The sequence below is a fragment of the Gilvimarinus japonicus genome (assembly GCF_042847215.1).
GTDB lineage: Bacteria > Pseudomonadota > Gammaproteobacteria > Pseudomonadales > Cellvibrionaceae > Gilvimarinus > Gilvimarinus japonicus.
The window spans coordinates 1,188,468-1,213,941 of the sequence record NZ_AP031500.1 but is presented as its reverse complement, the minus strand read 5'-3'; the positions used below and the strand labels follow the sequence as shown (position 1 = coordinate 1,213,941).

9 protein-coding genes are annotated in these 25,474 nt (G+C 57.1%); 6 read left to right on the top strand and 3 right to left on the bottom strand.

Annotation, left to right across the window (positions count from 1 at the left end):
* Nucleotides 1-30 precede the first annotated feature (30 nt).
* Nucleotides 31-936, bottom strand: coding sequence for an AEC family transporter (locus tag ACGHAD_RS05060; RefSeq protein WP_382417288.1), 906 nt, complete (start codon nt 934-936; stop codon nt 31-33).
* Between the two features lie 171 nt (nt 937-1,107).
* On the opposite strand from ACGHAD_RS05060, the gene ACGHAD_RS05055 reads away from it, so the two are divergent.
* The 6 genes from ACGHAD_RS05055 to ACGHAD_RS05030 all read left to right on the top strand — a co-directional run bounded on the left by ACGHAD_RS05055 (nt 1,108) and on the right by ACGHAD_RS05030 (nt 10,138).
* Complete coding sequence (locus ACGHAD_RS05055; protein ID WP_382417286.1) at nt 1,108-1,938, top strand: hypothetical protein; 831 nt, start codon at nt 1,108-1,110, stop codon at nt 1,936-1,938.
* A gap of 911 nt (nt 1,939-2,849) precedes the next feature.
* Nucleotides 2,850-5,765: a ribonucleoside-diphosphate reductase subunit alpha gene (locus tag ACGHAD_RS05050; protein WP_382417284.1), complete on the top strand. Its 2,916-nt coding sequence runs from the start codon at nt 2,850-2,852 to the stop codon at nt 5,763-5,765.
* A 75-nt stretch (nt 5,766-5,840) separates the two neighbouring features.
* A complete protein-coding gene (locus ACGHAD_RS05045; RefSeq protein WP_382417282.1) occupies nt 5,841-7,085 on the top strand; it encodes a ribonucleotide-diphosphate reductase subunit beta in 1,245 nt (414 codons plus the stop codon).
* 63 nt (nt 7,086-7,148) lie between these two features.
* Nucleotides 7,149-7,343, top strand: a complete 195-nt coding sequence (locus ACGHAD_RS05040; protein WP_382417280.1) for a hypothetical protein — start codon at nt 7,149-7,151, stop codon at nt 7,341-7,343.
* Between the two features lie 266 nt (nt 7,344-7,609).
* A complete protein-coding gene (locus ACGHAD_RS05035) occupies nt 7,610-8,188 on the top strand; it encodes a transglutaminase-like cysteine peptidase (RefSeq protein ID WP_382417278.1) in 579 nt (192 codons plus the stop codon).
* Nucleotides 8,189-8,227: 39 nt separating this feature from the next.
* Nucleotides 8,228-10,138 (top strand): LapD/MoxY N-terminal periplasmic domain-containing protein, encoded by a 1,911-nt coding sequence (locus ACGHAD_RS05030; RefSeq protein ID WP_382417276.1) that lies wholly within the window; start codon nt 8,228-8,230, stop codon nt 10,136-10,138.
* Between the two features lie 16 nt (nt 10,139-10,154).
* Here ACGHAD_RS05030 and ACGHAD_RS05025 read toward each other — a convergent pair whose 3' ends face one another.
* Both ACGHAD_RS05025 and ACGHAD_RS05020 read right to left on the bottom strand, forming a co-directional pair.
* Nucleotides 10,155-10,484, bottom strand: coding sequence for a hypothetical protein (locus ACGHAD_RS05025; protein ID WP_339617461.1), 330 nt, complete (start codon nt 10,482-10,484; stop codon nt 10,155-10,157).
* 53 nt (nt 10,485-10,537) lie between these two features.
* A complete protein-coding gene (locus tag ACGHAD_RS05020) occupies nt 10,538-25,354 on the bottom strand; it encodes a cadherin domain-containing protein (protein ID WP_390403455.1) in 14,817 nt (4,938 codons plus the stop codon).
* Between the last annotated feature and the right edge of the window lie 120 nt (nt 25,355-25,474).

Here is a 25,474-nt window from a genome sequence, read left to right as displayed (position 1 = left end):
GGCAGCGCCAATAATACCAACGGCAAACGGTTAAGGTGCAACCCCGTGCAGCACCCACGCCAACACCAGCGGCAAGGTAATAAAAGCCATGGCAGTCGAGGTCACCACCATAGCGGCAACCTCTTGATAGTCGCGCTCGTAACGCAAGCTTAAAATATAAGTAAACACCGCGACGGGCATTGCCGATTGCAACAAGACTACCCCGCGCTCTGTGCCGCTTAAGCCCAGCGCACCCACCACTAGGTAGGCCACTGCCAAACCGCCCCCGATACGCAATGCACTAAACGATACACTGCGCTTTAACTTTTTGACCTTTAAGCGACCGAGCGAGACCCCCAAGGTAATCATCATTAACGGAATCGCAAACCCACCCAGCAAGTCCAGCGTATTAGCCAGCCACAAAGGGACCGGAGTATCGCTTAACAGCAACCCAACGGCCACCAACATGGCCCACAGCACGGGCTGACTTAGCACGGCTTTACACATGGCCTTCGGGCCGTGACCACCGGCCACCACCGCAAGTCCCATGGTAAACGTGATCAAGATCATCACCAAAAAATACCCCAGTGCCAGCGCCAAGCCGTGCTCGCCAAAGGCAAACAAACAAACCGGTAATCCCATGTTCCCGTTGTTGGGCAGCACCATGGGAGGTAAATAGGTGGCTACATCAAGGCCCTTTATACGCAACAGGCAATAACCCAAAAGTCCCGTGGTGCCCAGCACCAATGCCGCAGCCAACGCGACACGCGATATACTGGCAAGCTCTACCTCAGTACTGGCCATTGATGAGACGATTAGGCAGGGCGTGCCCACGGTCATGACCAAGCGGCCAATAAAATCCGATGGGTAATCGGCACCCGAACGGGCCCAAATAAATCCTATGGCGGTGGCAATAAACACCGGAGCCAATATGGGCAATAAATGTAAAAACAACACTAAGGGCACCTCTAACTTCAGGCAGTTACGAGCAATACATTAACAAATGCAGGTAATTTGGGGATGTGGTGTGAGACGGTAGAGGACGACATTACTCATTATAGGCTAATCTACTCTTTACAGGTCGAATATGAGTCGCCACCAATGATTAGAAATACGCTAGGAGCACCTATGATCTTTCGTACTGCAAGCCTTGCCACCCTAACCTGCTTAGCCATGACCGCAACCGCTTACGCGGATGACTCAACGCTGCAGTTTAAATTTGGCGCATTTCAGCAAAATACCGACGTCACAGTGGCCTCAGGGATTAATGATAACGGTGAACCGGGTACCGAGCTGAGCTTGGAAGACTTGGGCCATGACAACACCGACACCAACCCTTGGTTTAGCGCGACATGGCAACTCAGTGAGAACTGGCAACTGTGGGGTAATTACTCCAGCTTCTCTAGCGGTGCCGACACTGCCATTGATTTTTCATTCGACTTTGGTGATTTAGATATCCCGCAAGACATCGACGAGCTAGAGGGCACCTTGATGACCCGCTCAGACTTTGATGCCAACGTCTACGTGGTTAACTTAGGTTATAACCTCTACCAATCACCCAGCACCGAGGTGGACCTAGGGCTGGGCCTGCATGTCGTGGATATGGCAATGACCATTGATGCGCGAGTAGAAACCGAAGAGGCAACCCGCGAAATCGGTACCGGTAAAAGTGACGTCAGCGCCCCACTCCCTAACGTGGTGCTATTTGCCAGTTACGACCTCGGCTCGCGCTGGACGCTCTCTTCAACACTAGGCTGGCTCTCGCTCAAATACGATGAATACGACGGCAGCCTCACCGCGGCCGATGTCGAGATCGATTACACGCTTACCTCCCATATCGGCATAGGCGCAGGTTACCGCTGGGTAGACTACAGCGTGACACAAACCAAGCCCAAGGTAACCAACAGTTTTGACGCCACTTTTAGCGGCCCCACCGCCTATGTATCCGTGCGATTTTAAGCCGGTGGAGCAACACTCACCGACGGTCAAATCTAAACGAATAAACACGCAACGCGTCATAAACATTTAATCTAATCTGGGCTAGCGGGCCCGTTATAACGCCAGTCCACGACTGCGAGGGCCCGCAACGTTAGTAATCACTTCGCCCACCAATTACTCACAAGTTATCCACATCAAAAGAGGGCTTTTCTGCACTTGCATTCCCCCTCAAACCGCATTATCTTGTATCCCACTTTTACAAAACACCTATATATAGGGTTTAAGGGTAAAAAAAGCCGATAGAGCAAACGGCCCGCCCCTACGCTATAAACTGAGTCTGGCGCAAGCCCCGAGCCTCCTTAATTGGGTTAGGCCAAAGGCGCAGATCGTGCTGAAAACGACAGGGCAGACAATTGTCAGAACACGCTTTATTAAAAGCTAGACCCGCAGACCAAAGGCTAGTCTAACTAAGCGTTGCACCCATTAAAGGTGGCAGGTCAAAAGATGGCAGGCCAAAAGTACAGTGTTAAGGCTCTGGTATTAAATCCTCGCAGCGGCTCACCCCATGAGCGCGAAACGCGAGCACAGGAGGTTACCGCAACATAACGCGCCAACCAAACCTCAGCCACACCGCTATGCCGTCGCATTAGTGGCGACAAAACGAGTCACTAACAAGTCACTCATAAGCAACGACAGACATTAACGTTACACGGCCCAGCAGTAAAGGCGCGTAACGAAAGCCAGGCAATGTGCCGGCGCAAATTTATCGACAAACCAAACCGTAGCAATCGGCGACAAAACAGCCCCTGCCAGCCACGAGTGGCACACTAAGGCACGGGCCGTAGTAAGTATTCACAACGCAACAACAATTTTACTAGCGGGGCCACCCCGCCGTACCCGATATCAACAGGGAATTATCCACGGAGACACCCATGCAGACAGACACTCACTCGTCCCAAGCCGCGCCAGTCAGAGGCGGTGACAACGATCAAAACCTAGAGGCAACAGCACCGGGCCAGCTGCGCGTCATCAAACGCAACGGCACCGTAGTTCCCTTTGATGCCAGCAAGATTGCCGTGGCTATGACCAAGGCTTTTTTGGCCGTCGAAGGCGGCACCGCAGCGGCCTCTAGCCGTGTGCATGAGACAGTGGATAACCTAACCAAGCAAATCACCGCGACCTTCAAGCGCCGTATGCCCTCAGGTGGCACCGTGCACATTGAAGACATTCAAGATCAGGCCGAGCTAGTCTTAATGCGCTCGGGCGAACAAAAAGTCGCTCGTGACTATGTTTTGTACCGCGAAGAGCACGCCCGCCTGCGCGCCACCAAACACCCTGAAGATGCACCGGTTCAGGCCGACCCTGATTACCCCACTCTTCAGGTCACCCATGCAGACGGCTCTACCGGCCCCTTGAACATGATGCATATTCGCACCATCGTCGCCGAGGCCTGTGCCGGCTTAAAAGATGTCGATGACAAAGCGATTCTCGACGAGGCTATGCGCAACTTATACGACGGTGTAAGCCTCTCTGACGTCAATACCTCGCTGGTTATTACCGCCCGCACCTTGGTCGAAAAAGAACCTAACTACAGCTACGCCACCGCGCGCCTGCTGCTCGATAAACTACGCGCCGAGGCACTGGGCTTTTTAGGTGTCGCCGAAACCGCCACTCAGGCCGAAATGCACGAGCATTATGCCAACGCCTTGCCCGTTTATATTCGCAAGGGCGTAGACCTTGAGCTGCTCGACCCCGAGCTACTGAATTATGACTTGGACAAGCTCGGTAAAGCGCTGCTGCCCGAGCGGGATTTGCAGTTTACCTACTTAGGCCTGCAAACCTTGTACGATCGTTACTTTATTCACAGCAACGATGTTCGCATCGAGCTGCCGCAAATCTTCTTTATGCGCGTTGCTATGGGCCTAGCGGCCGAAGAAGACAACCGCGAAGAGCGCGCCATTGAGTTTTATAAGCTGCTCAGCTCGTTCGACTACATGAGCTCGACCCCCACACTGTTTAACGCCGGCACCTTGCGCCCGCAGCTATCCTCTTGCTACCTAACCACCGTGCCCGACAACCTGCACGGTATTTATGGCGCCATGCAAGACAATGCCATGCTGAGTAAATTTGCCGGCGGCTTGGGTAACGACTGGACCCCGGTACGCTCATTGGGCGCCTATATTAAGGGCACCAACGGTCGCTCCCAGGGTGTTGTACCCTTTCTTAAAGTCGCCAACGACACCGCCGTAGCCGTCAACCAAGGCGGCAAACGTAAAGGCGCTGTTTGTGCTTACCTAGAAACCTGGCACTTGGACATCGAAGAGTTTTTAGAGCTGCGTAAAAACACCGGCGACGATCGCCGCCGCACCCACGATATGAACACCGCCAACTGGGTTCCCGACCTGTTTATGAAGCGCGTGTTTGAAGATAAAGAGTGGACCCTGTTCTCACCTAACGATGTACCGGACTTACACGACCTGTTCGGCAGCGCCTTTGAAGAGCGCTACACGTACTACGAACAGCAAGCGGCGGCGGGAAAAATTAAGCCTCACAAAACCGTGCGTGCACTCGACTTGTGGCGCAAAATGCTGGGTATGCTGTTTGAAACCGGCCACCCTTGGATCACCTTTAAAGACAGCTGTAACCTGCGCAGCCCGCAGCAACACGCCGGTGTCGTACACTCGTCTAACTTGTGTACCGAGATTACGCTCAACACCAAAGCCAACGAAGAAATTGCCGTGTGCAACCTCGGCTCGATCAACTTGGCGCAGCACATTGTTGATGGCAAGCTCGATCAAGACAAGCTGGCAAAAACAGTTAAAACCGCGATTCGTATGCTCGATAACGTCATCGACATCAATTACTACTCGGTCGATACCGCGCGCACCTCTAACTTGCGTCACCGCCCCATTGGTTTAGGTATCATGGGCTTCCAAGACGCTCTGTACGCCCAGCATATTGCTTACGGCTCACCGGCAGCGGTTGAGTTTGCCGATACCTCAATGGAGGCGATCAGCTACTACGCCATTGCCGAGTCATCCAACTTAGCAGCCGAACGCGGCCGCTACTCAAGTTTTGACGGCTCACTCTGGAGCCAGGGTATTTTGCCAGTAGACTCACTGGAGATTCTCGCCCGCGAGCGCGGCGCCGATTACCTACAAGTGGATCGCACCCAACGCCTCGACTGGGACACCCTGCGCGAAACCGTGAAGACTCAAGGGATGCGCAACTCGAATGTGATGGCCATCGCCCCTACCGCGACCATTGCCAACATTACCGGTGTTAGCCAGTCAATCGAGCCGACTTACCAAAACCTGTATGTTAAGTCGAACTTGTCAGGTGAATTTACCGTGGTCAACCCATCCTTGGTGCGCGACTTAAAAGCACTCGGTTTGTGGGACAGCGTGATGGTGAACGACCTGAAATACTACGAGGGCTCGCTGCAAAAAATTGACCGTATTCCGGCCGATATCAAGCAGCTATACGCCACCGCCTTTGAGGTAGAACCGCGCTGGATCGTCGAAGCCGCCAGCCGCCGGCAAAAATGGATCGACCAGGCACAGAGCCTGAACCTGTACATCTCGGGCGCCAACGGCAAAAAACTGGACGTCACCTACCGCATGGCGTGGTTTCAGGGTCTTAAAACCACCTATTACCTGCGCGCTTTGGCGGCGACCACGACCGAGAAATCGACCATCAGCACCGGCTCGCTTAACGCCGTGTCAGCCGGTGGCGCTGCTAGCGGTTCGACCGCCGCCAGTAGCTCGGCCGCCAGTGAGGCAAGCGCCCCCGCACCCGTGCCCAAAGCCTGTTCCATCGATGAGCCGGACTGCGAAGCCTGTCAGTAAGTTTAATAGCTACCCGGTTAAGGCCGGGTAGCTCGCCTTATTTTTAAAAAGTACGATTAAAAGGATACCGCCAACATGTTGAGCTGGGACGATTTTAACCTTGAAGAAAACGCCCAAACCGCACCAAATCCTGCGGCCATGGCCAAGCCCCCAAAAGCAGAAGCTAAGCCCGCCGAGGCCTCGCCAGCGCAAGCGTCTGACACCGAGACAGCCGACGCTGAAACCGACGCGGTGCGCAAAGCCCGTGAGTCACTCGCGCAACTGGATGTAGCACCGGGGCTTGAGGAATTAGAAATTGGTGCCCAGCGCATCGAGGTAGACGACAAGCGCATGATCAACTGCCGCGCCGACCTCAACCAGCTGGTTCCCTTTAAGTACGACTGGGCGTGGCAAAAATACCTGGATGGCTGTGCCAACCACTGGATGCCACAAGAAGTCAACATGACTGCCGACATCTCACTGTGGAAAGGCACTGAAGGCCTGACCGAAGATGAGCGCCGCGTCGTTAAACGCAGTTTAGGTTACTTCTCAACCGCCGACTCCCTGGTTGCCAACAACTTGGTCTTGGCGCTGTATCGGCTAATTACCAACCCTGAGTGCCGCCAGTACATTTTGCGCCAAGCGTTTGAAGAGGCGATTCACACTCACGCCTATCAATACTGTATTGAATCGCTGGGCATGGACGAAGGCGAAGTGTTTAACATGTACCGCGAGCTGCCCTCAGTGGCGGCAAAAGCGGCATGGAGCCTAAAACACACCCAAGCGCTGGGCGATCCAACCTTTAACACCGGCACCCCCGAGACCGATCAAGAGCTGCTGCGCAACCTAGTCGCGTTTTATGTCGTAACAGAAGGCATCTTCTTTTACTGCGGCTTTAGCCAAATACTGTCGATGGGCCGCCGCAACAAAATGACCGGTGTCGCCGAGCAGTTCCAGTACATTCTGCGCGATGAATCCATGCACTTAAATTTTGGCATCGACATCATCAACCAAATTAAGCTCGAAAACCCTCACCTGTGGTCCGCAGAGTTCCAACAGGAAGTCACGCAAATGGTTATCGAAGGCGCTGAGCTTGAGATCGCCTACGCCCGCGACTCTATGCCACGGGGCATCTTGGGCATGAACGCGGCCATGATGGAAGAGTACCTACACTTTATCGCCAACCGCCGCTTAGCGCAGCTGGGCCTTAAAGAGCAGTACGCCGGTGCGCAAAACCCCTTCCCCTGGATGAGCGAGATCATGGACTTACGCAAAGAGAAAAACTTCTTTGAAACCCGTGTTATCGAGTACCAAACAGGCGGCGCCCTGAGCTGGGACTAACCGCGACAACCCGGGTGAATGAAATTCACCCGGGTTTTGTTTTTATTAACCTCGGACCTCCCCATGAGCAAACCCAACCTCCCCGAACCCGAAGAGCTGCTTTTTACTTTAGACCAACTCGAACAAACCACTGAGGTGATGAGCCGCGTTATTACCCGCTTAAAGCGCCAACTCAGTGAGTTATCTGAGTCATCACAGCAGCAGCCGAGCCACACCTCAAGCAAGCCAAGAGGCAAATCTCGGCACACACTACATTAACCGCTCTAACATTACCCTCAAAGCATTTCTACCGCTAACCAGCTGCGTCCTCGCCCACGCTGCTGTTATACTCAAGCACAAAGCCTAACATTGAGCTAAATGGTTTGAGCCTGCGCAACACCAACAATCCACTACCGCGCCGCACCCGCTTTTGCGCTTGCGCTAGCCGCGTCCGTGTTACTTTTGGTTTATTGAGACAGAGCTTCATTCGCCTAAGTCAAAGTATCGCTCCTCTCTTTCTTTTGCTGGCCATTAGTACCACCGCATTGCAAAGCGACCAACTGCTAAAGCGCATGCAAACCGATTACGGGGATGATGGCCGGGCGTTGCTAAACGCGTGGTTTAGGTTATTGGCCGAGCAAGCCGATCAGTCAGACCAAGCCAAGCTGGATGCCGTCAATAGTTTTTTTAACCGCAGTATTACCTTTACCGATGATATTCTGCTGTGGCGCAACAAAGATTACTGGGCCACACCTCTGCAAACGATGGGCATGCGCGGCGGTGACTGCGAAGACTTTAGTATTGCCAAATATATGTCGCTGCTAGAGCTGGGAATCGCCCCGGACAACTTACGACTGATTTACGTCAAAGCCAAACTCGGCAACCGCGCTCAGGCGCACATGGTGCTCGGCTACTTTGCCAACAACACCGCCGAACCTTTGATTCTGGATAACCTCAACCCCGCCATCCTACCCGCCCGAGAGCGCCCCGATTTAACCCCGGTGTTTAGCTTTAACAGCCAAGGGCTGTGGCTCGGCGGCAGTAAATCGCAAACCGACCCTACTGCGCGTTTATCGCGCTGGCGCGATGTATTACAACGGATGCGTGATGAGGGGTTTCTTTAATGTTAACAACGGTATGCAACCGCCCTACTGGGAGTCACTATGTCGCTAATTAAACAACTCTGGATCGGTATTATTTTAATACTGCTATTGGCCATGGGCGGCAGCTTTTTTATCAGCACCTACACCGCCAAAGGGTATCTTGAGCAGCAGTTACAGCTTAAGAACATCGACAACGCCAACTCGTTAGCCTTGTCGATCACCCAGATGCCGAAAGAACCCGTCACTTTAGAGCTTTTACTTGCGGCACAGTTTGACAGCGGTCACTATCAATACATCCGCTTTACCGACCCAGCCGGCAAAGTGATTGCCGAACGTCACTATCAAGGTACTGCCACTGACTCAGTACCCGAGTGGTTTAACCGCCTGTTAAATATTGCCCCGTCCCCTGGAGTCGCCCAAGTACAAGATGGCTGGCAACAATACGGCACCATTGAGCTACTCAGCCACTCCCGCTACGCCAAACAAAAACTCTGGCAGAGCACCAAGCAACTACTGCAATGGCTACTGGTAGCGGCTATCGTCTGCGGCGTAATAGGCACGGCGATACTGCGCTTTATTACCGGCCCTCTTAATCAAGCGGTTATTCAGGCAGAGGCTATCGGACAACGGCATTTTATCACCTCAAACGAGCCCAAAACCCGCGAGCTACGCCGCTTAGTTAGAGCCATGAATAAATTATCCGCTAGCGTTAAGGCTATGCTAGAAAAAGAAACGCAAAAACTAGAGCGCTTACAGGTAGCCTCGCAGAAAGACGCACTCACAAACCTATCCAATCGAGACCATTTTATAAAGTTGCTAGACAGTACCGCCGTGCGAGAAGATCAAGAGCAAGACACAGCCATCTACTTAGTGCGCTTACTTAACCTTGCCGATTTAAACCAAAAACTAGGGCGAGATAAAGTCGACCAGTTGTTGGCAAGCCTAGGCCGGACGTTCAACCAATATACAAAAGACGATGCCGGTGGTTTTGCTGGACGCCTTAATGGTACCGACTTTGCGTTAGTATTATCCGGCACCCAGCAGCTAAAAAAGACGGCTTACACACTCAGCGAGCAAATGCACGACAAGCTCATTGAGCTGAACATCGATACCAAGCAGGTTGGTCTACCGCTTGCCGCTAGTCCGTTAGAAATTGGTGAACACCGAGGCCAGCTGCTATCGCGGTTGGACGGACTATTAGCACTTGCCGAACAAAAAGGTAACCGTGGCATTGTTGTGCAGTCACTTGAACAGCCTCAAGGTTTGCAGCGTAACCTAGCCGATTGGCGCTTGAGTATTGAGCAGGCCATTACCAGTGATGGTATTCTGCTGGGCGACTTTCCCGTACGAGATCACGACGGCAGCATTATTCACTATGAGCGTCCTGTGCGCCTGCACATTGATGGCGACTGGCAAAGCGCTGGCTACTTTGTCGGCTGGGCACGTCGGTTGGGGCTGCTGGCACACATTGATGAACACGTTTTAAACTCGGCGCTAGCGGACATCCGCGCTAAGCAACTGCCTTGCGCGATTAATTTTTCGGAAAGCTCCCTGTGCGATGCCCACTTTCGCACACGGACCCTTGAGCTATTGAGTAACACCACCGATATCAATTCATCTCTATGGATTGAGTTTCCCGAGAGCTGCGCTATCCGGCAGATGCCACAATTAAAACAGTTTTGTCGCGCCCTGCGGGATTTAGGCTGCAAAGTCGGTTTAGAACACGTAGGGTTGGAATTTACCCGTATTGAAGAGCTGCAAGGTATCGGCCTGGATTACTTAAAAATAGACAGTGCTATTATTCGCGACGCCGACACCCAAGACACCAACCACTCCTACATTCAAAGCTTGTGTCGTATCGGACATTCACTGGGTATGATTATGATCGCCGAGGGCGTTATAACAGAAACTGAGCAAAGGAGCCTCGCAACACTCGATACCGATGGTGCGACAGGCCCCGGGATTAAATAAAAATATCACGAGCGCATTAAAGCGACAGATGATCGTCGTCACTCCATACAAAATTATCGTGAACCTGATCGCGCACTTCCCGGCGGCTCAACAATTTTTGTTGCGCCGCCACAGGTAGATCCGTAAACCGGATAACCGACTTATCGATAAGCAAGTTAACCACGTCCTCCATTACCCGAGCCATTTGCAAATCTGACTGCTCGAGCCGCTGCTGCACCTCTGGCTTAGACGCTTGTAAAAACTGCGTCAACTCATCGGCATCAACCGCAATGGCCTCATCAACCCCAACAATCTTTTCACGGCTCACGGCACAAATAGCGCCACTGCTATCGCGCTTAACAAACATAACTGCCCCTCAGGCACCGCATAGCGGTGCCGTGTCATTATTGCTCCAAGTTACTAATCAATAGATAGATGGTTACCATCAATCAAGTATTGAATAATCTGATCGCTAGAGCCTTGGCCAGATAGATCTACCCCTTCAAGGGTAATCACTTGATCGGTGGCACTTGTGTGTGTTGCATAATCCCCCTCAAAACCACCCGACTGGCTAATATGTATCACGGTATCCGTACCATCCGATTCAGCGTGTAGGTAGTCAGTAATATTGTCCTCACCATCCACCCGCAGCAGGTCGGAAAGATCGAGACTATCTCCCTCGGCGGTCGAGAAATCTAAAACAACATCTTCAGCTGGCGCGTTTGTCGTACCTTCATCGCCAAGCTTCCACTCGAAGGTGTCGGCACCCAAACCACCAATCAAGACATCACTGCCTGCATTACCAATAAGAGTGTCATCCCCTTCGCCACCAAACAAAGCATCATCCAGTGACCCAGCTGTTAGGGTGTCATTTCCACCATTGCCGTGCAAAGTTATAGAATCCGCAGTAGCCCAACTTGCATCTATTTCGTTATCAGTTGTATCACCCGACTGTTCATTGTTTGTCACCCTAATGGTTGAGGTGGCAACCATACTTTGATCATTACCATCATTAACACTAATCTCAATGCTGCGATCACCGGTCACGCTGGAGTCATTATTATCTAAATGTATCAACTGCAATGCAGACTGATACTCAGCGAGTGAGGCAAAACCCGATAACAGCCCGACACCACTGATCTCGTTATAGCTAAACCCAATATTGCTAGGCAAAGAGCCACCACTAACAACAAGTTCATCTCCAGCCATAGGATTTAATATTTCAATTTTGGCAGAAAACAAACTTGAGCCATCTATATCCGTAATTGATACATCAGAATCAACTACCGCAACAGGATTCCACAGAGGTGCAGCGGCAAAATAGTCTGAGCCAGACTTTCCTGAACTGTCATCGCCGTCCAAATCAATCAACGCCGCATTATTTTCCGGGCGCACTTCAACTGATACCGATACGCTATCCGTCCCCCCATTACCATCACTGATCGTGTACGTAAAAGAGTCCAAACCAAAGAAGCCGGCATTCGGCGTATAAACAACCGTCGAGCCATTGGTACTCGCTGTACCATTGGCACCATTGGTTACACCGATAACGGTTAGGCTATCACCTTCAATATCCCAATCGTTGGCCAACACATCGACGGTAACCGCTTCATCCTCCTCCGTTGATATAGGCGCTCCTCGGTAGGAGAGGTTTGCCGGCGTCCACAGATCATTATTTGAACTATCATACAAACTGCCATCAAAAACATACTCCCCACCTTGGTCCCAATAGTAAATCTCAACGTCGTGAGAGCCTGCAGACAAATTGGTGGTTTGCACAAAATTGCTTGGCGATGTAATAAAGTCGGCCGTAAAGGTCTCCACACCATCAATAAAAACAATAAAGCCATCATCGTGTGTTATGTCGAGGGTAAATTGCCCCGCCGTTTCCACCTCGAAGACACCGGCAAAACGAACAATCGCGTCACCTGAGCTCTCGGTGGTATTTCTAACGACAGAGCCCTCATCGCCACCATCGGCCAGCCAATCTTCCAAATGATTATTCGACCCGAGGTTAGCCCGGTAATCAGAATCACCAGAAACCACACTGTAAGATAAACCGGTAGAAATAAAAGTAGCATCAGGTGTATTGCTTCCGGTAAAGCCTATTACCTGAGCCACAGACTCTAGGTTTGGCCCATCTTCTCCTTCGTTATAAACCCAAAACTCAGAAGCGAAACCACCAGACGTCAATCCCGAATCGGTTACCGCTGTCGGACCATCATTCACACCCGATATATTCAAGGTCGCAATAGAAGAGTCTGATGTGCCGCCAACAGAGGTCACGTAACTAATTTGCAGCTGCGCCATATCCCCAGGAGACATAAAGTCAAATAGGTTTTCATAACCATTCTCCCAAGTGACATCGCCGTTGTCATAAACCACAAGCTCTGCACTCGCAAAGGTATCGTTATGAATAAAACTATAACGAGCCGCTTCACCAGAACCGGCTGATCCGCTAGTAATGGTAAAATCAGCAGCTGCATCGGCGCCATTCACAAACAAAGTCAGGTTAGACACAGAGGAGATACTACTACCTGATTGCGGTGTAGCATTATCCAGCAAATTAAATGTGCCAACGCTTAAGTCTTGATCTTCCGTAAAAGTCGTTGATTCATCATAATCCCGTGGAGTATCAGCAAGATCGTCGTAAATAGCTACATTAAGATTAGCGCTTTCGACAAAGCCAGCGCCATCATCCAGCGTATAAGTAAATTGGTCTGTTAGGTTCACGGCGGTAATAGACAAGTTGTCAATATTGGCTATTTCACTATTTGCTGTTGTATCTGCGTTAAGCGTTATAACAGCTTCACCATTGCCATCCAAGGTAAGCGTTGTCGATATTCTCGACGTACTAGCATCTGCGGGAGAACTTGAGTTCACCAAATCGCCATTTGCAGAAACATTAAAATAATCGCGAGATCCGCCTGAGGTATCCCAGCCACCGCTCACATTGAGATCAAAGCTTAACACCACCTGCTTCCCTGCCATCTCCGAGCCAAAACTAAATGTTTGCGTCGCGGTGCTATCTCTAGCTATTCGTAGCTGCCCCAGCTGTTGACTAACGCCACTACCAGACCAGCCTTCCGCTCCAAGCGTGAAGTCTTGCTGGATTAAATTATGATCGATGGGGTTGAGCAATGTATAAGTGTAATCACCAAAACCAGCGTCCGTATTATCTGTATTAACAATCAATACATTACCTTCTGCGGTAGTAACAACTGTCTGTCCCATTACAGAATTGTTTACCGTGCCACCCACAATGCTAACAGACAATGATAAAGCACCACTTGGTAAAGCGAGATCATCGGACAGCAAATTACCCGATGTCGTCTCCGCGTTGCTACTACTATTACTGCCGGTCGACAAAGCTTCCTCATAAACCTCACCAGCGTTATCACGCAACCCTGGAACATTCACCCTTACAGTCGCTGTATCCGTCCCACCATTTCCATCATTAACCGTGTAATCAAAGGTCGCTTCACCAGTAAAATCTGTATCGGGCGTAAACGTCACGCTACCATCGCCATTCAATACAACCGAGCCATTGGCCGCATTACCGACACCGCTAATGGTTAAAGTATCACCATCTTCATCTGTGTCGTTGGGAGTAACAATATCCGCTACAGTTAAAGTGATAGGAGTATTCTCGGAGGTAAGCACAGTATCATCGACCGCCACCGGCGCGTCATTGACGTTCACGATGGTCCCGCCAACGATCGCGCTATCGCTACCACCGTTACTATCACTCACGGTGTATTCGAAGCTCACATCGCCCACGTAGTTCAACGCCGGGGTGAAGGTGATGTTCCCCGTGCTGTCCACGTTCACGGTGCCATTAGTAACCGTAATGCTTTGCACGCCTCCCGTCAGTGCGGTGCCGTTGATGTGGGTAATACTCAGCATGTCGCCATCCAAGTCGGTATCATTGCTCAGCATATCGCTGTTCAGCACCGCACTGGTCGTGTCTTCGTTACCGTCAAGCAAATCATCGGAATTCGCCACTGGGTTGTCGTTGGCGTTGGTCACGTTGATCGTGAAGGTTTCGGTCGTCACGCTCCCGTCACTGCTGGTCGCGGTGATCTGGATGTCGTGGCTGCTCGCGCTTTCGTAGTCAAGACCGCTCGCATCCGCCACCGTCACCACGCCCGTGCTCGCGTCGATCGCGAACCGACCGCCGGCGTCGTCCGCCAGGGTGTAGCTCACGCTCGTGCCGCTGTCCGCGTCGGTGCCCAGACCCGTCACGCCCACCGTCGCCCCATTGCTCGCGCTTTCCGACACGCTGTTCGCGTCACTGTCGTTGTCGATCAGCACCACCGGGTTGTCGTTGGCGTTGGTCACGTTGATCGTGAAGGTTTCGGTCGTCACGCTCCCGTCACTGCTGGTCGCGGTGATCTGGATGTCGTGGCTGCTCGCGCTTTCGTAGTCAAGACCGCTCGCATCCGCCACCGTCACCACGCCCGTGCTCGCGTCGATCGCGAACCGACCGCCGGCGTCGTCCGCCAGGGTGTAGCTCACGCTCGTGCCGCTGTCCGCGTCGGTGCCCAGACCCGTCACGCCCACCGTCGCCCCATTGCTCGCGCTTTCCGACACGCTGTTCGCGTCACTGTCGTTGTCGATCAGCACCACCGGGTTGTCGTTGGCGTTGGTCACGTTGATCGTGAAGGTTTCGGTCGTCACGCTCCCGTCACTGCTGGTCGCGGTGATCTGGATGTCGTGGCTGCTCGCGCTTTCGTAGTCAAGACCGCTCGCATCCGCCACCGTCACCACGCCCGTGCTCGCGTCGATCGCGAACCGACCGCCGGCGTCGTCCGCCAGGGTGTAGCTCACGCTCGTGCCGCTGTCCGCGTCGGTGCCCAGACCCGTCACGCCCACCGTCGCCCCATTGCTCGCGCTTTCCGACACGCTGTTCGCGTCACTGTCGTTGTCGATCAGCACCACCGGGTTGTCGTTGGCGTTGGTCACGTTGATCGTGAAGGTTTCGGTCGTCACGCTCCCGTCACTGCTGGTCGCGGTGATCTGGATGTCGTGGCTGCTCGCGCTTTCGTAGTCAAGACCGCTCGCATCCGCCACCGTCACCACGCCCGTGCTCGCGTCGATCGCGAACCGACCGCCGGCGTCGTCCGCCAGGGTGTAGCTCACGCTCGTGCCGCTGTCCGCGTCGGTGCCCAGACCCGTCACGCCCACCGTCGCCCCATTGCTCGCGCTTTCCGACACGCTGTTCGCGTCACTGTCGTTGTCGATCAGCACCACCGGGTTGTCGTTGGCGTTGGTCACGTTGATCGTGAAGGTTTCGGTCGTCACGCTCCCGTCACTGCTGGTCGCGGTGATCTGGATGTCGTGGCTGCTCGCGCTTTCGTAGTCAAGACCGCTCGCATCCGCCACCGTCACCACGCCCGTGCTCGCGTCGATCGCGAACCGACCGCCGGCGTCGTCCGCCAGGGTGTAGCTCACGCTCGTGCCGCTGTCCGCGTCGGTGCCCAGACCCGTCACGCCCACCGTCGCCCCATTGCTCGCGCTTTCCGACACGCTGTTCGCGTCACTGTCGTTGTCGATCAGCACCACCGGGTTGTCGTTGGCGTTGGTCACGTTGATCGTGAAGGTTTCGGTCGTCACGCTCCCGTCACTGCTGGTCGCGGTGATCTGGATGTCGTGGCTGCTCGCGCTTTCGTAGTCAAGACCGCTCGCATCCGCCACCGTCACCACGCCCGTGCTCGCGTCGATCGCGAACCGACCGCCGGCGTCGTCCGCCAGGGTGTAGCTCACGCTCGTGCCGCTGTCCGCGTCGGTGCCCAGACCCGTCACGCCCACCGTCGCCCCATTGCTCGCGCTTTCCGACACGCTGTTCGCGTCACTGTCGTTGTCGATCAGCACCACCGGGTTGTCGTTGGCGTTGGTCACGTTGATCGTGAAGGTTTCGGTCGTCACGCTCCCGTCACTGCTGGTCGCGGTGATCTGGATGTCGTGGCTGCTCGCGCTTTCGTAGTCAAGACCGCTCGCATCCGCCACCGTCACCACGCCCGTGCTCGCGTCGATCGCGAACCGACCGCCGGCGTCGTCCGCCAGGGTGTAGCTCACGCTCGTGCCGCTGTCCGCGTCGGTGCCCAGACCCGTCACGCCCACCGTCGCCCCATTGCTCGCGCTTTCCGACACGCTGTTCGCGTCACTGTCGTTGTCGATCAGCACCACCGGGTTGTCGTTGGCGTTGGTCACGTTGATCGTGAAGGTTTCGGTCGTCACGCTCCCGTCACTGCTGGTCGCGGTGATCTGGATGTCGTGGCTGCTCGCGCTTTCGTAGTCAAGACCGCTCGCATCCGCCACCGTCACCACGCCCGTGCTCGCGTCGATCGCGAACCGACCGCCGGCGTCGTCCGCCAGGGTGTAGCTCACGCTCGTGCCGCTGTCCGCGTCGGTGCCCAGACCCGTCACGCCCACCGTCGCCCCATTGCTCGCGCTTTCCGACACGCTGTTCGCGTCACTGTCGTTGTCGATCAGCACCACCGGGTTGTCGTTGGCGTTGGTCACGTTGATCGTGAAGGTTTCGGTCGTCACGCTCCCGTCACTGCTGGTCGCGGTGATCTGGATGTCGTGGCTGCTCGCGCTTTCGTAGTCAAGACCGCTCGCATCCGCCACCGTCACCACGCCCGTGCTCGCGTCGATCGCGAACCGACCGCCGGCGTCGTCCGCCAGGGTGTAGCTCACGCTCGTGCCGCTGTCCGCGTCGGTGCCCAGACCCGTCACGCCCACCGTCGCCCCATTGCTCGCGCTTTCCGACACGCTGTTCGCGTCACTGTCGTTGTCGATCAGCACCACCGGGTTGTCGTTGGCGTTGGTCACGTTGATCGTGAAGGTTTCGGTCGTCACGCTCCCGTCACTGCTGGTCGCGGTGATCTGGATGTCGTGGCTGCTCGCGCTTTCGTAGTCAAGACCGCTCGCATCCGCCACCGTCACCACGCCCGTGCTCGCGTCGATCGCGAACCGACCGCCGGCGTCGTCCGCCAGGGTGTAGCTCACGCTCGTGCCGCTGTCCGCGTCGGTGCCCAGACCCGTCACGCCCACCGTCGCCCCATTGCTCGCGCTTTCCGACACGCTGTTCGCGTCACTGTCGTTGTCGATCAGCACCACCGGGTTGTCGTTGGCGTTGGTCACGTTGATCGTGAAGGTTTCGGTCGTCACGCTCCCGTCACTGCTGGTCGCGGTGATCTGGATGTCGTGGCTGCTCGCGCTTTCGTAGTCAAGACCGCTCGCATCCGCCACCGTCACCACGCCCGTGCTCGCGTCGATCGCGAACCGACCGCCGGCGTCGTCCGCCAGGGTGTAGCTCACGCTCGTGCCGCTGTCCGCGTCGGTGCCCAGACCCGTCACGCCCACCGTCGCCCCATTGCTCGCGCTTTCCGACACGCTGTTCGCGTCACTGTCGTTGTCGATCAGCACCACCGGGTTGTCGTTGGCGTTGGTCACGTTGATCGTGAAGGTTTCGGTCGTCACGCTCCCGTCACTGCTGGTCGCGGTGATCTGGATGTCGTGGCTGCTCGCGCTTTCGTAGTCAAGACCGCTCGCATCCGCCACCGTCACCACGCCCGTGCTCGCGTCGATCGCGAACCGACCGCCGGCGTCGTCCGCCAGGGTGTAGCTCACGCTCGTGCCGCTGTCCGCGTCGGTGCCCAGACCCGTCACGCCCACCGTCGCCCCATTGCTCGCGCTTTCCGACACGCTGTTCGCGTCACTGTCGTTGTCGATCAGCACCACCGGGTTGTCGTTGGCGTTGGTCACGTTGATCGTGAAGGTTTCGGTCGTCACGCTCCCGTCACTGCTGGTCGCGGTGATCTGGATGTCGTGGCTGCTCGCGCTTTCGTAGTCAAGACCGCTCGCATCCGCCACCGTCACCACGCCCGTGCTCGCGTCGATCGCGAACCGACCGCCGGCGTCGTCCGCCAGGGTGTAGCTCACGCTCGTGCCGCTGTCCGCGTCGGTGCCCAGACCCGTCACGCCCACCGTCGCCCCATTGCTCGCGCTTTCCGACACGCTGTTCGCGTCACTGTCGTTGTCGATCAGCACCACCGGGTTGTCGTTGGCGTTGGTCACGTTGATCGTGAAGGTTTCGGTCGTCACGCTCCCGTCACTGCTGGTCGCGGTGATCTGGATGTCGTGGCTGCTCGCGCTTTCGTAGTCAAGACCGCTCGCATCCGCCACCGTCACCACGCCCGTGCTCGCGTCGATCGCGAACCGACCGCCGGCGTCGTCCGCCAGGGTGTAGCTCACGCTCGTGCCGCTGTCCGCGTCGGTGCCCAGACCCGTCACGCCCACCGTCGCCCCATTGCTCGCGCTTTCCGACACGCTGTTCGCGTCACTGTCGTTGTCGATCAGCACCACCGGGTTGTCGTTGGCGTTGGTCACGTTGATCGTGAAGGTTTCGGTCGTCACGCTCCCGTCACTGCTGGTCGCGGTGATCTGGATGTCGTGGCTGCTCGCGCTTTCGTAGTCAAGACCGCTCGCATCCGCCACCGTCACCACGCCCGTGCTCGCGTCGATCGCGAACCGACCGCCGGCGTCGTCCGCCAGGGTGTAGCTCACGCTCGTGCCGCTGTCCGCGTCGGTGCCCAGACCCGTCACGCCCACCGTCGCCCCATTGCTCGCGCTTTCCGACACGCTGTTCGCGTCACTGTCGTTGTCGATCAGCACCACCGGGTTGTCGTTGGCGTTGGTCACGTTGATCGTGAAGGTTTCGGTCGTCACGCTCCCGTCACTGCTGGTCGCGGTGATCTGGATGTCGTGGCTGCTCGCGCTTTCGTAGTCAAGACCGCTCGCATCCGCCACCGTCACCACGCCCGTGCTCGCGTCGATCGCGAACCGACCGCCGGCGTCGTCCGCCAGGGTGTAGCTCACGCTCGTGCCGCTGTCCGCGTCGGTGCCCAGACCCGTCACGCCCACCGTCGCCCCATTGCTCGCGCTTTCCGACACGCTGTTCGCGTCACTGTCGTTGTCGATCAGCACCACCGGGTTGTCGTTGGCGTTGGTCACGTTGATCGTGAAGGTTTCGGTCGTCACGCTCCCGTCACTGCTGGTCGCGGTGATCTGGATGTCGTGGCTGCTCGCGCTTTCGTAGTCAAGACCGCTCGCATCCGCCACCGTCACCACGCCCGTGCTCGCGTCGATCGCGAACCGACCGCCGGCGTCGTCCGCCAGGGTGTAGCTCACGCTCGTGCCGCTGTCCGCGTCGGTGCCCAGACCCGTCACGCCCACCGTCGCCCCATTGCTCGCGCTTTCCGACACGCTGTTCGCGTCACTGTCGTTGTCGATCAGCACCACCGGGTTGTCGTTGGCGTTGGTCACGTTGATCGTGAAGGTTTCGGTCGTCACGCTCCCGTCACTGCTGGTCGCGGTGATCTGGATGTCGTGGCTGCTCGCGCTTTCGTAGTCAAGACCGCTCGCATCCGCCACCGTCACCACGCCCGTGCTCGCGTCGATCGCGAACCGACCGCCGGCGTCGTCCGCCAGGGTGTAGCTCACGCTCGTGCCGCTGTCCGCGTCGGTGCCCAGACCCGTCACGCCCACCGTCGCCCCATTGCTCGCGCTTTCCGACACGCTGTTCGCGTCACTGTCGTTGTCGATCAGCACCACCGGGTTGTCGTTGGCGTTGGTCACGTTGATCGTGAAGGTTTCGGTCGTCACGCTCCCGTCACTGCTGGTCGCGGTGATCTGGATGTCGTGGCTGCTCGCGCTTTCGTAGTCAAGACCGCTCGCATCCGCCACCGTCACCACGCCCGTGCTCGCGTCGATCGCGAACCGACCGCCGGCGTCGTCCGCCAGGGTGTAGCTCACGCTCGTGCCGCTGTCCGCGTCGGTGCCCAGACCCGTCACGCCCACCGTCGCCCCATTGCTCGCGCTTTCCGACACGCTGTTCGCGTCACTGTCGTTGTCGATCAGCACCACCGGGTTGTCGTTGGCGTTGGTCACGTTGATCGTGAAGGTTTCGGTCGTCACGCTCCCGTCACTGCTGGTCGCGGTGATCTGGATGTCGTGGCTGCTCGCGCTTTCGTAGTCAAGACCGCTCGCATCCGCCACCGTCACCACGCCCGTGCTCGCGTCGATCGCGAACCGACCGCCGGCGTCGTCCGCCAGGGTGTAGCTCACGCTCGTGCCGCTGTCCGCGTCGGTGCCCAGACCCGTCACGCCCACCGTCGCCCCATTGCTCGCGCTTTCCGACACGCTGTTCGCGTCACTGTCGTTGTCGATCAGCACCACCGGGTTGTCGTTGGCGTTGGTCACGTTGATCGTGAAGGTTTCGGTCGTCACGCTCCCGTCACTGCTGGTCGCGGTGATCTGGATGTCGTGGCTGCTCGCGCTTTCGTAGTCAAGACCGCTCGCATCCGCCACCGTCACCACGCCCGTGCTCGCGTCGATCGCGAACCGACCGCCGGCGTCGTCCGCCAGGGTGTAGCTCACGCTCGTGCCGCTGTCCGCGTCGGTGCCCAGACCCGTCACGCCCACCGTCGCCCCATTGCTCGCGCTTTCCGACACGCTGTTCGCGTCACTGTCGTTGTCGATCAGCACCACCGGGTTGTCGTTGGCGTTGGTCACGTTGATCGTGAAGGTTTCGGTCGTCACGCTCCCGTCACTGCTGGTCGCGGTGATCTGGATGTCGTGGCTGCTCGCGCTTTCGTAGTCAAGACCGCTCGCATCCGCCACCGTCACCACGCCCGTGCTCGCGTCGATCGCGAACCGACCGCCGGCGTCGTCCGCCAGGGTGTAGCTCACGCTCGTGCCGCTGTCCGCGTCGGTGCCCAGACCCGTCACGCCCACCGTCGCCCCATTGCTCGCGCTTTCCGACACGCTGTTCGCGTCACTGTCGTTGTCGATCAGCACCACCGGGTTGTCGTTGGCGTTGGTCACGTTGATCGTGAAGGTTTCGGTCGTCACGCTCCCGTCACTGCTGGTCGCGGTGATCTGGATGTCGTGGCTGCTCGCGCTTTCGTAGTCAAGACCGCTCGCATCCGCCACCGTCACCACGCCCGTGCTCGCGTCGATCGCGAACCGACCGCCGGCGTCGTCCGCCAGGGTGTAGCTCACGCTCGTGCCGCTGTCCGCGTCGGTGCCCAGACCCGTCACGCCCACCGTCGCCCCATTGCTCGCGCTTTCCGACACGCTGTTCGCGTCACTGTCGTTGTCGATCAGCACCACCGGGTTGTCGTTGGCGTTGGTCACGTTGATCGTGAAGGTTTCGGTCGTCACGCTCCCGTCACTGCTGGTCGCGGTGATCTGGATGTCGTGGCTGCTCGCGCTTTCGTAGTCAAGACCGCTCGCATCCGCCACCGTCACCACGCCCGTGCTCGCGTCGATCGCGAACCGACCGCCGGCGTCGTCCGCCAGGGTGTAGCTCACGCTCGTGCCGCTGTCCGCGTCGGTGCCCAGACCCGTCACGCCCACCGTCGCCCCATTGCTCGCGCTTTCCGACACGCTGTTCGCGTCACTGTCGTTGTCGATCAGCACCACCGGGTTGTCGTTGGCGTTGGTCACGTTGATCGTGAAGGTTTCGGTCGTCACGCTCCCGTCACTGCTGGTCGCGGTGATCTGGATGTCGTGGCTGCTCGCGCTTTCGTAGTCAAGACCGCTCGCATCCGCCACCGTCACCACGCCCGTGCTCGCGTCGATCGCGAACCGACCGCCGGCGTCGTCCGCCAGGGTGTAGCTCACGCTCGTGCCGCTGTCCGCGTCGGTGCCCAGACCCGTCACGCCCACCGTCGCCCCATTGCTCGCGCTTTCCGACACGCTGTTCGCGTCACTGTCGTTGTCGATCAGCACCACCGGGTTGTCGTTGGCGTTGGTCACGTTGATCGTGAAGGTTTCGGTCGTCACGCTCCCGTCACTGCTGGTCGCGGTGATCTGGATGTCGTGGCTGCTCGCGCTTTCGTAGTCAAGACCGCTCGCATCCGCCACCGTCACCACGCCCGTGCTCGCGTCGATCGCGAACCGACCGCCGGCGTCGTCCGCCAGGGTGTAGCTCACGCTCGTGCCGCTGTCCGCGTCGGTGCCCAGACCCGTCACGCCCACCGTCGCCCCATTGCTCGCGCTTTCCGACACGCTGTTCGCGTCACTGTCGTTGTCGATCAGCACCACCGGGTTGTCGTTGGCGTTGGTCACGTTGATCGTGAAGGTTTCGGTCGTCACGCTCCCGTCACTGCTGGTCGCGGTGATCTGGATGTCGTGGCTGCTCGCGCTTTCGTAGTCAAGACCGCTCGCATCCGCCACCGTCACCACGCCCGTGCTCGCGTCGATCGCGAACCGACCGCCGGCGTCGTCCGCCAGGGTGTAGCTCACGCTCGTGCCGCTGTCCGCGTCGGTGCCCAGACCCGTCACGCCCACCGTCGCCCCATTGCTCGCGCTTTCCGACACGCTGTTCGCGTCACTGTCGTTGTCGATCAGCACCACCGGGTTGTCGTTGGCGTTGGTCACGTTGATCGTGAAGGTTTCGGTCGTCACGCTCCCGTCACTGCTGGTCGCGGTGATCTGGATGTCGTGGCTGCTCGCGCTTTCGTAGTCAAGACCGCTCGCATCCGCCACCGTCACCACGCCCGTGCTCGCGTCGATCGCGAACCGACCGCCGGCGTCGTCCGCCAGGGTGTAGCTCACGCTCGTGCCGCTGTCCGCGTCGGTGCCCAGACCCGTCACGCCCACCGTCGCCCCATTGCTCGCGCTTTCCGACACGCTGTTCGCGTCACTGTCGTTGTCGATCAGCACCACCGGGTTGTCGTTGGCGTTGGTCACGTTGATCGTGAAGGTTTCGGTCGTCACGCTCCCGTCACTGCTGGTCGCGGTGATCTGGATGTCGTGGCTGCTCGCGCTTTCGTAGTCAAGACCGCTCGCATCCGCCACCGTCACCACGCCCGTGCTCGCGTCGATCGCGAACCGACCGCCGGCGTCGTCCGCCAGGGTGTAGCTCACGCTCGTGCCGCTGTCCGCGTCGGTGCCCAGACCCGTCACGCCCACCGTCGCCCCATTGCTCGCGCTTTCCGACACGCTGTTCGCGTCACTGTCGTTGTCGATCAGCACCACCGGGTTGTCGTTGGCGTTGGTCACGTTGATCGTGAAGGTTTCGGTCGTCACGCTCCCGTCACTGCTGGTCGCGGTGATCTGGATGTCGTGGCTGCTCGCGCTTTCGTAGTCAAGACCGCTCGCATCCGCCACCGTCACCACGCCCGTGCTCGCGTCGATCGCGAACCGACCGCCGGCGTCGTCCGCCAGGGTGTAGCTCACGCTCGTGCCGCTGTCCGCGTCGGTGCCCAGACCCGTCACGCCCACCGTCGCCCCATTGCTCGCGCTTTCCGACACGCTGTTCGCGTCACTGTCGTTGTCGATCAGCACCACCGGGTTGTCGTTGGCGTTGGTCACGTTGATCGTGAAGGTTTCGGTCGTCACGCTCCCGTCACTGCTGGTCGCGGTGATCTGGATGTCGTGGCTGCTCGCGCTTTCGTAGTCAAGACCGCTCGCATCCGCCACCGTCACCACGCCCGTGCTCGCGTCGATCGCGAACCGACCGCCGGCGTCGTCCGCCAGGGTGTAGCTCACGCTCGTGCCGCTGTCCGCGTCGGTGCCCAGACCCGTCACGCCCACCGTCGCCCCATTGCTCGCGCTTTCCGACACGCTGTTCGCGTCACTGTCGTTGTCGATCAGCACCACCGGGTTGTCGTTGGCCTCAGGTGGTTCAACGGGTGGGGCGGGGTTTGCTCCGCCGGGGACATCGTCAAAACTAATAATGGCGCTATCGGTTAACGAGCCGTCACTCACGGTGTAGCTAACGCTGGGGACCGGGCCGCTGTAGTCGGCGTTGGGGGTAAAGTAAAACTCGCCGTTGCCGTCGATGCCGAACACGCCGGCATTATTAAGTTGGATTTCATCGCCTGGGGTGAAGACGGTGTCATCGCCATCAATGTTAAAGCTAATAACTTGCAGGTTATCACCGTCGATATCTGAGTCGTTATCGAGCGCATTGCCGGTGACGGTGGTGGCAGTAAAAGTCTCTAGCGGGCCATCATCTACGGCATCTGGTGCATCATTAACAGGTGTAACCGTAAGCTGCACTGTGGCGGTATCGGTGGCGCCAGCGCTGTCCGTCACAATCACATCAAAGCTATCGGGGCCGTTATAGTTTTCGGCTGGGGTATAGGTAAACCCACCGGTTGCCGGGTCAATGGTCACCGTGCCATTGCCGGGCGGAACACCCAAGGTATAAGTGAGCGTATCGTCCAGATCGACATCACTGGCATCGACTTGGCCTGACAGTGGGACATCTTCTGGGGTACTTAACACTTGATCTTGGGCGACGGGTGCGTCATTGACGGGCAGCACTTCGACTTGCGCAACACTCACGGTGCTTTGGATGCCATCACTGACTGTCACCGTAAATTCATCGGCACCGTTAAAATCGGTATTCGGGGTGTACTCAAACTCGCCGGTAGCGGTATTCAGAGTGACAGAGCCATTGGCGGGGGGCTGTGTCAGGGTATAGCTCAAGCTGTCGCCATCGAGGTCTTGGGCACTAATTTGACCCAGAATTGGCGTATCTTCGTCGGTTGTTAGCGATTGATCGGTCGTGGTGGGGGCGTTATTGGCGGCAAAATCGCTCTCTTCGCGGCTTGGCGCAGTAGCGCGTGAGCCGTTGTCATACTGGTAAGATTGCCCGTCGACCGACTCGTTAATACGCTCGACTCGCACAAAGCTGTGGCCGCCATCGGAGCCAGCTTGACCCGCCGCTGGGGCCTCGTCGAGGATATCCAAGAGGTCGCCTTCGCCACCGAGCAACAGGCTATCGTTTTCGTCAAGACTCGCGAGGATTGTGTCAATGCGCTCCCCGTTATCGCTTTGCAATAGATTGTCATTGGCATCAAGACTGGAGAGTATGGCGTCAAAACGCTCCTCATTACTGCCTTGCAGTAGGCTGTCGTTTTCATCAAGGCTTGCTAGGATCGCGTCAAACTGGTCGTCAAACACACTGGCTTGTTCGCTAGAGGTGGCCGTTTCTGGCCAAAGGTCGGGGCTCATGGCGACATCGTGAAGGCCATTTAGGGCTGCCGGGGCGCCATCGCCAAAATCCAGCTCAATGCGAGTGCCACTCTCGGTAACCAGATGTTCATCGGCAGCGATTACGTCACCGGCTGCCAGTTCACGTAAGGAGCCATCCTCCGCTCTCGCCCATGCTTTACCTTGCAATACACTCACAGTTGCCGCTTGAGTCGCCATAATGTTTTCCCGCCCTAGCCAAATTCAGTGTCTATACCGTTTGTATAGATTTTCTATTAATGGCAGATTAAGAGGAAATACGCGACACTTCTATTGTACCTAGGTCCAATATTGCAAAAG

Coding starts and splice junctions, on each gene's coding strand:
- ACGHAD_RS05055 (WP_382417286.1), top strand. CDS start 1,108: ATGATCTTTCGTACTGCAAGCCTTGCCACCCTAACCTGCTTAGCCATG.
- ACGHAD_RS05050 (WP_382417284.1), top strand. CDS start 2,850: ATGCAGACAGACACTCACTCGTCCCAAGCCGCGCCAGTCAGAGGCGGT.
- ACGHAD_RS05045 (WP_382417282.1), top strand. CDS start 5,841: ATGTTGAGCTGGGACGATTTTAACCTTGAAGAAAACGCCCAAACCGCA.
- ACGHAD_RS05040 (WP_382417280.1), top strand. CDS start 7,149: ATGAGCAAACCCAACCTCCCCGAACCCGAAGAGCTGCTTTTTACTTTA.
- ACGHAD_RS05030 (WP_382417276.1), top strand. CDS start 8,228: ATGTCGCTAATTAAACAACTCTGGATCGGTATTATTTTAATACTGCTA.
- ACGHAD_RS05025 (WP_339617461.1), bottom strand. CDS start 10,484: ATGTTTGTTAAGCGCGATAGCAGTGGCGCTATTTGTGCCGTGAGCCGT.
- ACGHAD_RS05020 (WP_390403455.1), bottom strand. CDS start 25,354: ATGGCGACTCAAGCGGCAACTGTGAGTGTATTGCAAGGTAAAGCATGG.